The organism is Winogradskyella sp. UBA3174 (assembly GCF_002364335.1).
In the GTDB taxonomy this organism is placed as follows: domain Bacteria; phylum Bacteroidota; class Bacteroidia; order Flavobacteriales; family Flavobacteriaceae; genus Winogradskyella.
Genome location: NZ_DEXW01000019.1, coordinates 21,300 through 36,924, shown reverse-complemented (window position 1 = coordinate 36,924; position 15,625 = coordinate 21,300). Strand labels below are relative to the sequence as shown.

The window sequence follows — 15,625 nt, the reverse complement described above, 5'->3', positions numbered from 1 at the left end:
GGTTAAAATAAATTAGGAATAAATGAGAGTATCTTTTCATCTTCATTATTAAGTTTAGAAGACGTTTTAATTATCATAACAATATTAAATAACACAGCGAGTAGATAAAAAATAATACTGATATAAAGTCCATTACCTGCTCTACCTATTATAAGGTTCGATAAAAAAAGAACAACAACCATTCCTATGATAGTAGCAATACTCCAAAGTAATTGAAGACTTAATATCTTCCCTGCAATGCTATTTTTGGGATTAATTTCTTCGTTTATCTTCCAAACAATAAATGGAATGACTAGATTAATAAATGGAATAAAAGCCAGTAACAGTGTATAGAGGTTCATGCGTTTTAAAGCAGAGAATGGAGTTTTTGATGTTTTTTTTTCTAAAAGGTCTGATAACAATTCTGAAGCATCTAATTCTAAAGTTTCAGCTAAAACTTTTATCGTAAACGATCTTGGTTTTACATTCCCTTTTTCTATGCGTTGTATTGTACTCAAAGATACATTTGCTTGTTCAGCAAGAGCTTCTTGTGATAAGCCTAATTTCTTACGAGAATCACTAATTTTATTTCCTAAACTTGGGTTTTCATTTGGCATAAATGAATTTTTCCTATATTAATTTAAACCGCAATATATAATAATTCAAGAAAGTTAATAATACATTTTATGTTTAAGAAATCTTTATAAATCCTCACATTGAAAGAATATATCTTTGGCAATACGCTATAAGTAAATAGAAAAATAACGAAAGCACAACAACATGTATAATCAATTGCTTGGTAATTGCCTAATAGAAAATCCTTCGGAATTTCTTCTGGCTCGTTTTCTTTTACTAATTTAGTTGCTAGCCAACGCAAAAACCATACACGAACACGTTGTAACACATTTAAGACAAACATTGAGTAAAATAGAAAAACTAATAAATCGGATTACCGAATTTGGAATTAATGACAAGGTTAAGTCGGGAAACAAAGAGTCAGAAATCCAAAAACTCTTGGTCGGACTTTACTCTGAATATCTGAATATAGAAGTGGAATTTGATGATGGAGATTTTGAAGAAGAACCAATTTTTGACTATGACTCGATAAAGAAAAACGTTGAGGCAAACTTTCCTGATTTTGGCTGGTATCATTCAGTTTACGAATCACACTTAATATTGCCAGATGCTTACTTGGTAACTGGAGATGCAATTGATGATTTAAGTGATATAATTAAGGATATGCTCAAAATTAAATGGCAGTTTAAGAATTCAAGTGAGCAATATGCAAAATGGTGCTTTAAGGATCTAATGCAAATGCACTCTGAACAACATCTTGTTGATTTTTTGAAATATTTAAAAGATAAAAATGGCTAAATTACTTCAAGGTTCTTCCTTTAATGGAATAATTCAAATGTTGTTATCTCTTTTTTGGGTTTGGAATTATGGAGAATTATTATATCTATATCATTATACAGATATTTCGTTCTTATTTATGTATCCTAATTGGACACTAATTCTTTTTATATTAATGGGTTTAATAGGAGCTTTGATTGGATTGTCTGTGTTTTTAAAGAAGAGAAAAATCAAAAATGGTTATTTCTTATTGATTGGATTATTTATTCTTGGACTAATAATAAACATAGTTGTACTATCATAAAAAACGTATTACAACACTGTGTATAATTAATTGCTTGGTCACTGCCAACTTACAAACATTCCACTGTAATTTTCTATCTATGATTTATTTGTTAAGTTAGTTGCTTAACCACGCAACCAACCCTATACATCACCTTAGGTGCAATTCGGTTAACGAAAATATATCTTGATTGTACTACTTAAAAAATCGAATAAATGAAAAATTTAATTATACTACTTTTTTTACTAATTAGTAATATTCACGTTGAAGCACAAGCATCGTATGACACACAGATTGCATTTATTCTACGTGATGGAAATAATGAAAAAATAAATCTAGAACGATTTAAGAAAGAATATAAATTCGCAGATGTGTTTGGAAAAACCATTTCAAATGAAGACCTAAAGCATTACTTTTATTATGATGAAGAAACAAATTATTTCATTCTAAATATAACAACCATAGGACCAAGATTTTCATTTGCTCTATATCACAATGATAGTAGTATGATTATATATCTGCCATTTAATCATAAGCAGAATTATTATGCTTTAGATTTTAAATTTAGACCAGAAAGATATTTATTTGATTTTAGTACAAAAAATAAAGAAAAATTATATTTAAATAGCAACATGCCATATTATTTAATTGACAATATTAACTGGAAAAAACAAAAAAAAACTTCTGAAAAGCAAATATGCAAGAGATAAAACCTATAATAGCATCCAAGAATAAATGAAAAATAAGTATATAATCCTTTTAATATTTCTATTCACAGGAACAAAGGTATCCTTTGCTCAAGATGGTGTTTTTAAATCCAAGAAAATCGAAATTAGTTTTACAGAAATCAATCAAAAAGATAGTCTGCTTAGTATAGAATTTTATCAAAATGGGATTTTCTCAACTAATGAATCAGGAACAATGGGATACCGTTCTAATTCCAACTATGATAGTTTGACAAATATATATACTTTAAGATATTCTTACACAGGAATTGGTGGCGGCAGCGATAACCGATTAGGATGCCCTTTACTATTTGTAAAACTTAACTTTATTACTGAAGACATTAAAGAATATTTTCAATTAATACCTATTGTACTTCAAATTTGTGGTACTTCCCAATTACATGAAATAAAAGTATTAGATATTGATTTGAATGGATTGATAGAACAAGCTGATAAAATGATATTAGTCAATGAAAATAATACGTATCAAGTTGTAGCTAACAAAGAACTAAAGATGGGTAAATTAGTAAAAATTGAGTGAGATAATTAATCGAATAATAAGAGCACCTAACACTATGTGAAAATGCATTAAAACGCATTTTACATTAAACGTTGGTGGTAATTAAAAAACTGACGAATAAATAAGATGCTAGATTTTAAAAAAATAATCCAAACTGAAAGAGTTATTCTACGTCCAATTGAGAAAAATGACTTTGACCTAATGAAAGAACTCACAAAAGATTCAGAAATGTGGTATCACTTTACTGCTGACCTTTCAAACGAAGAAACCTTAAGAAATTGGATTGGAACTGCTGTTATTGAGCAAAGCCAACAGAAATCTCTTCCTTTTACAATTGTTGACTATAAAACTAATAATATTATTGGAACGACTCGTATATCAAGTCTATCTAAAAAAAATTGTCGTGTTGAAATTGGTTGGACTTGGATTGCAAAAGAATATCAAGGTACAGGAATTAATAGCCACGTTAAAAACTTACTTTTTGAATATCTTTTCACAGAAACAGAAACTTTGAGAATTGAATTTAAGACCGATATTTTAAATATTCCAGCTAGAAAAGGAATGGAAAAAGTTGGGCTTGTTAAAGAAGGAGTATTAAGGAGCCATACATTAATGACAAACAATAGAAGACGTGACACTTTATACTATAGTATTTTAAAAAATGAATGGTTAAAAAAATAACTGATTACAACACTATATATAACCAATAGAGCAATTAGTGTTTAACCCAAAGGTTATTGTCTATTTACAAAGTTGCCAAATCTTTTGATTTGGTATTAAAGAGAAAAATTAAAACAAAATATAAAGATTTGGCTTGTGGCTTAACCGAAAATAATTACTTGTTTTCTACTCTACTTGCCATACATTTAAAGTTGTAAGTGATACTAAAAAAAAAGTGTAACAAAAGTTTAGACTTGACTACTAACAGTTATAAAAATTTAAACAAATGAAAAAAATACTTTACATTTTACTGGTCACTTTTGGAACTTCTCTTCATGTTTTTAGCCAAGAAACATTACTAAGTCCATTAAATAATCCGGCTGACAAAATTTTTATCAATGACGAAACTTCAGAAATGACTTGGTTTATGCTTAAAGATTCTCTTAAAATTCAAATAGGAAATGTGCACACTAAAATTCAGAAAGAGAAAGAAAGCATATACATTATAACAACAGTCAATATGAAACAGTCGCCTACCAAATGGGTTGACACTACGATTGTTGAAACACTGAACTTTAAACCTATTTATCATTCTTCATTCAATCAACAAAGAGATATGGTCTTGAATTTTGGAGAAAAAATTACTGGCTATTATTTGGATAAGCAAACAGCTACTAAAACACAAATTTCTGAAGAAGTTGAAAAGCCTTTTTTTGACAGTAATTTCTATCCTCAATTAATAAGACTACTTCCTTTAAAGGATAATTATTCAAACACTATTTCTATTTTTGACTATAATCCCACATCTAAAATTGGAGTAATTACCGCAACAATTAAAGACACACAAAAGATGACTATCGACTTCAATGGAAAGAAGAAACAAGTTTGGAAAGTTGAAACTACAGATGATATTTCAAACAACTCTGTAATAAGTGCATATTACATAGATAGATTGACAAGAAAAATACTTAGACAAGAAATTAATTTTGGCGGCAGAAAAATGTTAATGGAATTAGTAGAATAGTACGAAAAACACCACGTAGAACAATGTGTATAAAACATAGTTATTATAAGCTATACCAAGGTTTATGTGTATTTATAAAGACCGCCAAATTTAAAAATTTGGCTTTTAGTAAAATAAAGAAAAAACAACTATTTAAACAAAAAATTGAATTTGAGCCAGAAATAGTTCAATAGATAATTAATTAATGAGAACTCGATACTGGTGATGTTTACTCATCTGAAGGCCCACATAACTATAAAGATATATTTAAAATGGTCGATAACTTAGCTGAAACAAAGGAAATTCTAGTCTCATAATTGTCAACTATTTTTGATAAATAGTTTATCAATACTTCAAATAACGATTACCTACAATGTAAGGATGCCATTGAAAAAAGTGAAAACAAAAATCATATCCTTGTGTTACTAGCAATCTAAAAATTGACCACATTGCGAACGCTAGAAAAGATACTGTAACAGGTGCCCTTTTTTTAGATTACGGGTTCCCGTAAGGTTATTTCGTTTTTTAGGTTTAAATTTCAAAATCCCCTAATAATATATATTGTTTAGCACTTACCGTTTGTATTCGACTTTAATGAATATTTTCTTATTTAAAAAATGGACAGGTTAACTTGTTTGGTTTTATAGGAGACATTGGAAAACAGAGTCATTCAGAAGTTTAACAGCTATACGCAAAGCTCCCTCATTTCTAACCACTAATAAAAAGTAAAAAGATAGGTAAAATTATCAATAATCCTGTTAGATTTATCCTTAACAGCGGCTTTTTAAGTAACCTTGTGTATCGAGAGTTTTATCGAAAAATGAGAGATAGATCAGAAAATGAGAGAAAGGCGCACCTTTTAGAAACGATCAATGCGTTCGGTTCTATACTAATGCGCGCTAGTTCGGTGCATGAGTCCGCTTGGTCTGTTGCGAAGCACGCCGTTGCAAAGTTGGGATACATTGATTGCATCATTTACTTAATCAATGATGAAGGAGAACTTTATCAATGTGCAGCTCACGGAAGTAAAAACCCCACTGCTCAGGACATTAAGAACCCCATTAAATTGAAAATAGGTGAGGGTATTTGTGGGCACGTTGCCCTCACGGGAAAAGGTGAGATTATTGCCGATACTTCAAAAGACCCCAGATATCTAGCTGATCATGAAGACCGATATTCAGAGATAGCAGTGCCTGTTATTTCGGATGGTATTGTGGTCGGAATTATTGATTCTGAGCATTCAGAAAAAGATTACTTTTCTGATCATGACTTAAATATATTGACTACGATAGCTTCTATGTTGTCTTTGAAAATTTCTCAAACCAAAGCACTCAAAGAGAAAGATGAGTGGGCGGATGAATTAGCCATTGCTAACAAAGAACTTGCCTTTCAAAATGAAGAGAAAGAAAAACGAGCAGATGAATTGGCTATTGCTAACAAAGAACTTGCCTTTCAAAATGAAGAGAAACAAAAGCGAGCAGATGAATTAGCCATAACCAACACCGAACTTGCCTTTCAAAATGAAGAGAAAGAAAAACGAGCAGATGAATTGGCCATTGCTAACACTGAACTTGTCTTTCAGGGTGAAGAGAATGATGATCTGATAGATGAATTAACTATTGTTAAAAAAGAAAAATTATCAAGAGTAGAAGCATTGGCACTTGCTAAAGAAAAAATTGTCTTTCAGGATGAAGAGAAAGCTGACCTGATAGATGAATTAGTTATTGCCAACAAAGAACTTGCCTTTCAGAATGAAGAAAAAGCAAAACGTGCTAATGAATTAGAATTTAAAATAAAACACCGTACGCAAGAACTAGAAGAATCATTAGAACGTGAAAAGGAATTGGGCATACTTAAGACTAATTTTGTTTCGATGGCATCGCATGAATTTAGAACACCACTTACTTCCATAAAAGCAACCTCAGATGTTATTCTCAAATACTTCGATAAGTTGAGCCGGAATGATATTGACGAGCGTTTGGAAAAAATCAAAAATGAAGTTATAGAGATGACCATCATGCTAGAAGATATTTTAATTATTGGAAAATCAGAATCGCAAAAATTAGACTATAATCCAACTCGTGTAGATATTGTTCGTCTAATAAAGGATATTGTCACTGAATACCAACTTAGTGAATCCGAAAACAGACAGATAGTCTACGGTATATCTTCCCCTATAATCGAGGTAGATGCGGATAAAAAATGGATTAAACACATTGTCCTTAATCTTTTTAGTAATGCGATAAAGTATTCGGATAAGGGTAAACAAATTGAAATCAACATAAAAAAAGAGCAAGCCGGAATTAGTTTTTCTTTTAAAGATTATGGTATTGGCATTTCAAAAAAAGATGTTAAACAACTGTTTGAGCCTTTTCACCGTGGAGAGAATGCACAAAATATCTCAGGTACAGGATTGGGATTATCTGTTTTAAAAAAAGCGGTTGATTTACACAAGGGGAAAATAGAAGTTGAAAGTGAAATTGGTAGAGGATCAAGTTTCAAGGTGATTTTACCTCTAAATAAAAATAATCACAATGAGAAAATATAACTTACTAGTAATTGAAGATACTAAAAGTATTCGTGAAGAACTTAGAGATATTTTGCTTTTTGAGGGCATGCATGTATTTACTGCAGAAAATGGACAAGAAGGCATCGATAAAGCCAAAGAACATCTTCCCGATCTTATATTATGTGACATTATGATGCCAATAAAAGATGGTTTTGAGGTGTTCGACGAAATTCAAAATATCAACAACCTTAAGCACATACCTTTCATTTTCTTGACAGCAAAATCTACAGTTGAAAATGTTAGGGAAGGCATGATACTGGGAGCAGACGATTATATTACTAAACCATTTGACATTGACTTGTTAATCAGATCCATTAAGAGTCGTTTGTATAAAGAGAAAAAAAGAAAACAAGCGGAAAATAATAAACTAGAGAACTTACAATACAATATTAGCTTTGCTATCCCTCATGAATTACTTACGCCCCTTAGCGGAATTATAGGCTTATCTGGCTTAATGAAAGATCCAGAGGTCGAGATAGATGAAAAAGAATTAAGAGATTTTGCCTCAGGAATTTTTGATTCTGGTCATCGTCTTTTAAGTACTTTACAAAAATTTATTTATTATACCGAGGTTGAATTACTACTCAATAATGATAAAAAGAGAGCGTCATTAAAAAAAGAAATTACGGAAACGGGTGAACATGAGTTGGAAGAACAAAGTCAAATTATAGCTCAAAAATTTAATCGAAAGTCAGACATTGAGATACATACTAAGCCTTTTAACATCAAAATAAGTTCCTGTCATTTTGAGATAGTTATTGCCAATATTGTAGACAATGCTTTCAAATTTTCTAATAAGGGCGATAAAGTTATAGTTGCGGTAGAATTAGATGATTCTCATGTTCATATTACTGTTAGTGACAATGGAGTAGGATTTGATGAAGTAAGACTAACGCAAATTGGGGCCTTTACTCAATTTAGACGATCAGAGATGGAGCAACAAGGTTTAGGGCTAGGATTAATCATCAGTCAAAAACTCATAAACTTCTATGATGGAGAATTGAGCATAAGCAAAATAAAGCCCAAAGGAAACTGTGTTAAATTATCCTTTTTAATAGCTAAATAAAAACCGTATGGTAACAATTGATATAATACGTTTTACAGAAACACTTTAAAATACACATTATAACACAAATACCAATTACAGTGAGTTAAATATGAAGTATTTTAAAATGCCAAGCGCACTATATTTAATTCTTTACCGCACATTTGAGAAATGAAAAACACTTTTGAATATAAAATACTAAAATGTTTATCTGACAATGACAATGGATACTATGTTGACGTTTCTGATTTGTGAGACTCAAATAAATAACTAACTTTAAGTTCAAAATATTTAAGATCTTTATTTATAAGTACATGTCCTTTGAAAGGTCAGCCTGCGCAAGTTTCAATGACTTAAAATCGAGGTCTTAATCTTCTACGTGTATAATAACCTTAATCCTCTCTTTTGTGCTTTCTAATTTAATGAATTGTAAACTTAAAACATGTATAGTTAATTCCTAGTTCAGTGCGTACTCGGAAAATCCTGCGAATTTGCTTCTAAGTCTGTATTTGTTTACTAATTTAGTTGCTTAAACACACACATCACGTTAGCAATAATTAAAAAATGATAAGCTACTTAAAATCATTTAACATACTCTCGGATGAAGACCTTGATTTATTTGAAAGTAAAGTAACCTATAAAAAGCTGAAGAAAGGCGATTATTTTATCAATGAAGGGAAAACTTCTAAAGAAGTAGCCTTTGTCATTTCTGGGTTATTTAGATCCTTTTATTATTCGTCCTCAGAAGAGGAAGTCACCTATTGTTTTACGTTTTCTAATTCTTTTGTTAGTGCTTATTCTTCATTTTTATCACAAACCAAAACGGTAGAGAATATTCAAGCACTTACAGACATTGAGTTGTTTGCAATTTCAAGAGATGAAATTTTAAAACTAGAGGAATCAAGTACAAATTGGCTTCGATTTTTCAAATTCATTGCTGAGCAAGAATATATAAAAATGGAGAAAAGAATCTTCATACTGCAAAAAGAAAGTGCTGAGAAACGGTATGAAGATTTGCTTACAAACCAACCTGAATATCTACAATTAATCCCTCTAAACTATTTATCTTCTTATTTAGGAATTACCCAACGCCATTTAAGTCGCATCAGAAAGGCGATATGGAATTAGACAAATGTCCTTTCTAAGGAGTTTCATCCTCCCGTTCTTTGTAAAAAAATAAAGAACAAATTATGAAACAAGTTTTAATCATTAACGGTCATCCCGACAAGCAGAGTTATAATTATGCATTATCAGAAGCGTATTTAAAAGGTGCAAGTAAGACTGACGCAATCTTGACTCAAATTAACATAGCAGACTTGGATTTTAATCCTAATCTGGAGTTTGGGTACAGAAAAAGAACCCAACTAGAACCCGATTTACTTGAGGCGATAGAAAAAATAAAAAAAGCAGACCATATTGTATGGGTATTTCCAATGTGGTGGTATGGTTATCCCGCATTAATGAAAGGATTTATTGACCGTACATTTTTACCAGGAATAACCTTTCAACCTATCGAAGGAAAGGCATTACCTAAGAAATTACTGAAAGGAAAAACCGCAAGAATCATTATAACCGCTGATACCCCTAAATGGTATGATTCTCTATTTATGAAAAGCCCAGCGATCAATCAATTCAAAAAAGGAACTTTAAAATTTTGTGGAATCAGCCCTGTTAAGGTGACCTATATTTCGCCTATTAAGGTTTCGAATATCGATTATAAAGAGAATTGGTTAGAGAAAATAACGTTGCTAGGTGAAAAATTAAAATAACGACTGCGAACACCGCATTAAATTTATTACTAGTTTTAGTCTACTTATGAAAGTCGTCGCTCCAGATAGCTATATAGACTCTAACAGTGATTTATTAACTGACTTTCGTTCTTAAAACAAGTAAATAATCTTATACAACAAGGTTAGTAATAATTTAGAACCCTATTGAAATCTTACCAATAGGCAGCATTAAAGTTAATTTTTTTATTTAAAATTAAGAATAATGACAATATCATGCAATCTACTTTTAAGCTGATCACCTTTAGCCGACAACATAAAGCAAAGAGAACATAAAGTCTAATTAAATTAATTAGACATGTAAAAGCCAGAACTTCAAAAATATTAATAATTAATGGAGTTTTATTATAAAAAGAGAATTGTCGTTTTTACTAATAAGTTCCTATTATTAATACAATACCATTCCATTAATAATGTTTATGCTTTATATAAAAAATATAAATAAAAATATATGAATCATATGCTCTATCTTTAAATTAATAATTACTTAAAACTGAAAAAAAATTATGAAAACCATAGAAAAAACAGTAGAGAAAGCATTAGATTTTGAAAAAAGAAGCATGGGAAAAATGAGTACTAGCGATCGTGTTTCTGCTTCAAGAGAGGCTAAATCAATAGTATTAAGCATTAACGAAATTTACAAAAAGACCAAAGACCCATCTTTAATGGATATTATGAAATTGATTACTAGGAAAAAGCAAAAGATAGATCAGAGATTAAAATTTAGATTTACATAAGGTAAGCGATATTCGTTTAAGGAATGAAAAGCTTAACAATTAAAAAATATAAGAAAAAAGTTTGATTGTGTTTATTGTTATTGGATGTAAGTATCTACTTCCTCTTTATGTTATAGTACTACTCTTCGTGAATTTCTACTAAAAACCATATTTCATAACCTTCTATGGTTGCAATCGTAGCTTCTCTCTTTAATTTCTAAAGAAAGTAAAAAAACTATAGCCAACAATGTGTATAGTAAATTCCTTGGTTCTCGTTTAATCGGAAAATCCTAAGGGCTTTCCTTTAATTCGTTTTCTTTCACCAATTTAGTTACTAGTCAACTCTACTAAACATCAACCAAACATTAGGATCAATGTCAGAACACCCCAACACAAAGACAGAAAACAAACGATGAAGCAAAATATTTTAATTAAGAACGCAACTATTGTAAATGAAGGAAAAGTATTTGTCGCAGACATACTATTGTCGAACGGATTAATTCAACAAATAGGAAACATTGGTATTGAACCAAAACATAAAGTAATTGACGGGACAGGTAAACACCTTTTTCCAGGTATTATTGATGGACAAGTTCATTTTAGAGATCCAGGACTCACACATAAAGGTGATTTATATACCGAAAGTAAAGCGGCTTTGGCAGGTGGAGTGACTTCTTTTATTGATATGCCAAATACCGTTCCGAATATTTTGACCGTTGAAAGCCTGAAAAAAAAGTATGAAATTGCTTCAAAAAAATCTTTAGCCAATTACTCATTCTTCCTTGGTGTAAACGGAGATAATATTGATGAGGTAATAAAAATGGACACAAGTAAATTTATTGGTGTTTCTGATGACGGCTTGTATTTTACAAAAAAAGGAAATCTACTTGCTGATAATCCAGAAACAATGGAAAAGTTATTTGCAAACTGCAAATCCATTATTGCCATTCATTCAGAAAAAGAAGAAGTTGTAGAAGAAAACGAAAGGGTTTTTCGAGAAAAATATGGGGAAGATATTCCCGCAAAGTTTCATCCAATTATTAGAAACGCTAAAGGTTGTTATGAAGCTACAAAGCGAGCGATTAGTTTAGCTAAAAAACATAACGCTCGATTACATATTCTGCACCTAACAACAGAAGCAGAAACACATCTATTTCGAAATGATATTCCGCTTCAAGAGAAAAAAATAACGACAGAAGTTTCTGTACATCACCTTTGGTTTTCAGATAAAGACTATGAGCGATTAGGAATGCTTATTAAATGGAATCCAGCTATTAAAACAGAACAAGACAAAGCAGGCTTGTTAACAGCTCTACTTGATGATAGAATAGACATTATAACTACAGACCACGCACCTCATACTTTAGAAGAAAAACAACAGCCTTATTTTAAATCAATGTCAGGAGCACCAATGGTTCAACACACATTAAATTGTATGCTAGAATTTCATAAAAAAGACCTCATTTCATTAGAAAAGATAGTTGAAAAAATGTGTCATAATCCTGCTGTTCTCTACAAAATGAAAAAAAGAGGATTTATCCGAAAAGGATATTATGCTGATTTAACCTTGGTGGACTTAAATAGTAAATGGACAGTAGCTAAAGATAATCTACTTTACAAATGCGGTTGGTCGCCATTGGAAGGAACAATATTTCAAACGGAAATCAAAAAAACATTCGTGAACGGAAATTTAGTTTATGATAATGGTAAATTTTTTGAACAGGACAAAGGACAAGAAATTGAATTCGGTAAGTGAATCGAAGAAAACATTACCTCTAACAACGTTTATAACCCATTGTTTGCTTTGTGTGTACTCTAAAAATCCCCAGAATTTTCCGAGTACACCTTTTCTTTTACTGATTTAGTGCTAAACCAAAATACCTTGCCATACATGTATTCCAAGATCAAATCCTAAAATAAGGCTACACAATTCTAAACAATTATGTATAAAAATAACAAAGTAATTAGAGGTTACAGTGAAGTTTTCAAATTAAAAATTTTAGCCGAACTTAGTAGGGGGAGCACACAAAAAGTGAACTTTACAAACTCTATTCTACTGCACCTATAACGTTTAATGTATGGCTTAGAAAGTATGAACGCAATGACTTAATGAACACCAGAGTAAAAGTGGAAACTAAAGACGAAATATCTAGAATTAAAGCCCTTCAAAAAGAGTAAAAGAACTAAGAAAGCGGAGCGGAATATCACAAGAACTATTAGTAGAAAATTCTGGTTTAAGTTTACGAACGGTTCACAGAATTGAAAATGGAGAAACTCAATCTGCTGGGGATTCTATTAAAAGGTTATCTAGTGCTTTAAATGTTATAACTAACGAATTAATAGATTGGCAGATTATAGAGGATAATAATGTTCTTTTGCTATTTAATCTCTCTCAGCTTGGATTTATAGCCTTTCCATTGCTTGGAATATTAATACCGTTCATTATTTGGACTTCAAAAAAAGACAAAATAAAAGATGTTGACCAAGTAGGGAAATCTATTTTAAATTTTCAAATATCTTGGACACTCTTATTGTTTTTTATGTCTATCGGTATTGTAATTACTTATAAACTTGAACTAGCAACAAATATTTTTTTTGCTGGCATACTCCTAACATTCAGCGCCATGTACTTAATGAATTTTATAGTCATGATATTTAATACTTTAAGATATTATAACGAAAATCTATCAAATACAAACCTGCATTTCCCTTTTTAACTTGATAGCAAATCAATATACAGTTCATTACACTTTACTAATCAAATAAAAAAAATAATGATTAAATCAAACTTAAAAGAAACATTTAAACTTATATTTCGGCAGTGTGTTTTTATTATCCTTAATATTTGTGCAATATCAAAATTACTTGGTGGACAATTTTATATGAATGGAAAATTGCCTGAGAAAATTGCTAATACAACTTTAGGTGAGGCAAGTGGATTTTCATTAGCCTAGACATTTATGGGACATTCTTATTTTACATACTGTTTGTAGGAATTGCGCAACTCATTGGTGCTTGGTTTCTTTTATGGAATAAAACAAAGCTTATAGGAGTATTTATATTAATACCAATAATGGTAGACATAATAATATTTGATACTGTTTTTCTTGATGTCTATCCTGCATTAGCAAATGCTGTCATTGTCTTTCTAATGTTAATCTTAATTCTTTTATTGAGCATTCTCTTGGAGCAAGTAAAGAGAAAATATTAGAATAACTGGCTACAATACCGTGTATAATTAATTGCTTTGACAAGTGCTTGTTTGAAAAATTCAGATGAAATTTTCTATCTGTGATTTGTTCACTAAATTAGTTGCTTAAGACGACTAACACTAGATTAACGTTAGTAAATTCTATTTACCATCCATTGAAACAGTGTTTTAGCTATTACAAAGCTTTATCAATTTCTAAAATCAAAGCATCACAACTGGCCATTCCATCTTCTTTTACTTTCTTCTTTTCACTAAACGTGCTGCTTAAAGCACGTACAATATTTTTTAATTTAATTTCATCAGAAAATGGTGTATTGCCAACCATAAGCTGGTCGTAATCTGCATTATTAATCATATATCTACCTAAATGATCTTGAATTAAGCTCATATGTCTATTGGCTACATTATAAATGTCTTCATAATTAGAATAATGTCCTTGAATTGCTGTTTTAAGCTGAAAATCGTTTATCAGTTTGAGATCTCCAGAATTTATAAGTGTTTTATAGGTAATATTTTTTGGATTAAATGTTTGGTATTTTAAAACAGCAAATACATTATCCATTAAAGGCATGCCTTGTTTTTTACCTGTATTTAGCATCGGAATAAGTTGCGAACACATTTCTATTTTTTGATTAATAGCCGTAATATTTTCAGCTAGCTGAACTTTGTCTGCTTCTATATCACTTTTTAGATTAGTGAGGTATTCTTTTTTGAGTTTATTATCTTTTACATTATCAGCACATTTATTCATGCTAAAGGCAATGCTAATACCTATAATAACAATTACGATTTCTCTTAATGTATATTGCCATTTTGAAGTTTTATTTGCCATTGGGTAGATTTAATAGTTGTCTAAAGCTAAGGAAATAATTCAAAATAAAAGCCTTTGATTTTCATCAAAGGCTTTTTAATTTATAATTGAACTAAGTCAATACTTGAATGTCTATAATTTCGACTACATCATTCCTGGCATTCCGCCTCCGCCCATTGGCATAGCAGGTGCATCTTCTTTAATATCTACTAAAGCACATTCCGTTGTTAAGATCATGCCAGCTACAGAAGCTGCATTCTCTAATGCGATACGTGTTACTTTTTTAGGATCAATAATACCAGCTTTAAGCATATCTACATAAGTTTCTGACTTAGCATCATAACCAAAGTCTTTCTTACCTTCTAATACTTTATTGATAACTACTGAGCCTTCACCACCAGCATTTTCTACGATAGTTCTTAAAGGAGCTTCAATCGCTTTATTTACGATTTGTACACCTGTAGTTTCATCTAAGTTCTCAGTTATAATTTTCTCTAAAACTTTCTTAGCTCTTACTAAAGCAACTCCACCACCAGCAACGATACCTTCTTCTACAGCAGCACGTGTAGCATGTAAAGCATCATCAACACGGTCTTTCTTTTCTTTCATTTCTACTTCAGAAGCAGCACCAACATAAAGTACAGCAACACCACCAGCTAATTTAGCTAAACGCTCTTGTAGCTTTTCCTTATCATAGTCAGACGTTGTAGTTTCTATCTGTGCTTTAATTTGGTTAACACGTGCTTTAATATCAGCAGCTTTACCAGCACCATTTACGATTGTTGTGTTGTCTTTGTCAATTGTTACTGTTTCAGCAGTTCCTAACATTGTTAAATCTGCATTCTCTAATGAAAACCCTCTTTCTTCAGAAATCACAACACCACCAGTTAAGATAGCGATATCTTCTAACATTGCTTTACGTCTGTCTCCAAAACCTGGTGCTTTTACAGCAGCAATTTTAAG

The 15,625-nt window shown here is 30.9% G+C and carries 17 protein-coding genes; 14 read left to right on the top strand and 3 right to left on the bottom strand.

Translation table 11 applies throughout. The annotated features are described in order from the left end of the window. Positions 1–2: 2 nt before the first annotated feature. Positions 3–596: a helix-turn-helix domain-containing protein gene (locus tag B2U95_RS02060; RefSeq protein WP_296312080.1), complete on the bottom strand. Its 594-nt coding sequence runs from the start codon at positions 594–596 to the stop codon at positions 3–5. Positions 597–897: 301 nt separating this feature from the next. Between B2U95_RS02060 and B2U95_RS02055 the strand changes: the two genes are divergently transcribed. The 14 genes from B2U95_RS02055 (at position 898) to B2U95_RS01995 (ending at position 13,594) form a co-directional block, all read left to right on the top strand. Next, the gene (locus tag B2U95_RS02055) at positions 898–1,353 is read left to right on the top strand and encodes a DUF5063 domain-containing protein (protein WP_296312078.1); all 456 of its coding nucleotides are present in this window, start codon (positions 898–900) and stop codon (positions 1,351–1,353) included. Next, on the top strand, positions 1,346–1,636 hold the full coding sequence (locus B2U95_RS02050; protein ID WP_296312077.1) for a hypothetical protein: 291 nt from the start codon (positions 1,346–1,348) through the stop codon (positions 1,634–1,636). Before B2U95_RS02055 ends, B2U95_RS02050 begins: the two co-directional genes overlap by 8 nt. Before the next feature lie 194 nt (positions 1,637–1,830). Further along, positions 1,831–2,325, top strand: coding sequence for a hypothetical protein (locus tag B2U95_RS02045; RefSeq protein WP_296312075.1), 495 nt, complete (start codon positions 1,831–1,833; stop codon positions 2,323–2,325). Between the two features lie 25 nt (positions 2,326–2,350). Then, positions 2,351–2,881, top strand: a complete 531-nt coding sequence (locus B2U95_RS02040; RefSeq protein WP_296312073.1) for a hypothetical protein — start codon at positions 2,351–2,353, stop codon at positions 2,879–2,881. A 105-nt stretch (positions 2,882–2,986) separates the two neighbouring features. Next, a complete protein-coding gene (locus tag B2U95_RS02035) occupies positions 2,987–3,541 on the top strand; it encodes a GNAT family N-acetyltransferase (protein WP_296312071.1) in 555 nt (184 codons plus the stop codon). Between the two features lie 265 nt (positions 3,542–3,806). Further along, positions 3,807–4,544 carry a hypothetical protein gene (locus tag B2U95_RS02030; protein ID WP_296312069.1) on the top strand — a complete coding sequence of 246 codons (738 nt, stop codon included), beginning with the start codon at positions 3,807–3,809 and terminating at the stop codon, positions 4,542–4,544. A 799-nt stretch (positions 4,545–5,343) separates the two neighbouring features. Beyond that, positions 5,344–7,071 (top strand): GAF domain-containing sensor histidine kinase, encoded by a 1,728-nt coding sequence (locus B2U95_RS02025; RefSeq protein ID WP_296312067.1) that lies wholly within the window; start codon positions 5,344–5,346, stop codon positions 7,069–7,071. Next, complete coding sequence (locus B2U95_RS02020; RefSeq protein ID WP_296312064.1) at positions 7,058–8,158, top strand: hybrid sensor histidine kinase/response regulator; 1,101 nt, start codon at positions 7,058–7,060, stop codon at positions 8,156–8,158. Before B2U95_RS02025 ends, B2U95_RS02020 begins: the two co-directional genes overlap by 14 nt. A gap of 543 nt (positions 8,159–8,701) precedes the next feature. Beyond that, positions 8,702–9,265 carry a Crp/Fnr family transcriptional regulator gene (locus B2U95_RS02015; RefSeq protein WP_296312062.1) on the top strand — a complete coding sequence of 188 codons (564 nt, stop codon included), beginning with the start codon at positions 8,702–8,704 and terminating at the stop codon, positions 9,263–9,265. 62 nt (positions 9,266–9,327) lie between these two features. Then, positions 9,328–9,906, top strand: coding sequence for an NAD(P)H-dependent oxidoreductase (locus B2U95_RS02010; protein WP_296312059.1), 579 nt, complete (start codon positions 9,328–9,330; stop codon positions 9,904–9,906). Between the two features lie 524 nt (positions 9,907–10,430). Next, a complete protein-coding gene (locus tag B2U95_RS02005) occupies positions 10,431–10,661 on the top strand; it encodes a hypothetical protein (protein ID WP_296312056.1) in 231 nt (76 codons plus the stop codon). Positions 10,662–11,052: 391 nt separating this feature from the next. After that, positions 11,053–12,396 carry a dihydroorotase gene (locus tag B2U95_RS02000; RefSeq protein WP_296312053.1) on the top strand — a complete coding sequence of 448 codons (1,344 nt, stop codon included), beginning with the start codon at positions 11,053–11,055 and terminating at the stop codon, positions 12,394–12,396. A 445-nt stretch (positions 12,397–12,841) separates the two neighbouring features. After that, positions 12,842–13,357, top strand: a complete 516-nt coding sequence (locus B2U95_RS16250; protein ID WP_414727653.1) for a DUF4870 domain-containing protein — start codon at positions 12,842–12,844, stop codon at positions 13,355–13,357. A gap of 57 nt (positions 13,358–13,414) precedes the next feature. Further along, positions 13,415–13,594 (top strand): hypothetical protein, encoded by a 180-nt coding sequence (locus B2U95_RS01995; RefSeq protein WP_296312050.1) that lies wholly within the window; start codon positions 13,415–13,417, stop codon positions 13,592–13,594. 432 nt (positions 13,595–14,026) lie between these two features. On the opposite strand, the gene B2U95_RS01990 is transcribed toward B2U95_RS01995, so the two are convergent. Together B2U95_RS01990 and groEL are read right to left on the bottom strand one after the other, a co-directional pair. Continuing rightward, entirely contained in the window at positions 14,027–14,683 is a 657-nt protein-coding gene (locus tag B2U95_RS01990; RefSeq protein ID WP_296312048.1) for a DUF6090 family protein, read from the bottom strand. 123 nt (positions 14,684–14,806) lie between these two features. After that, on the bottom strand, positions 14,807–15,625 hold an 819-nt coding region (gene groEL, locus B2U95_RS01985; RefSeq protein ID WP_296312046.1), incomplete at its 5' end, for a chaperonin GroEL.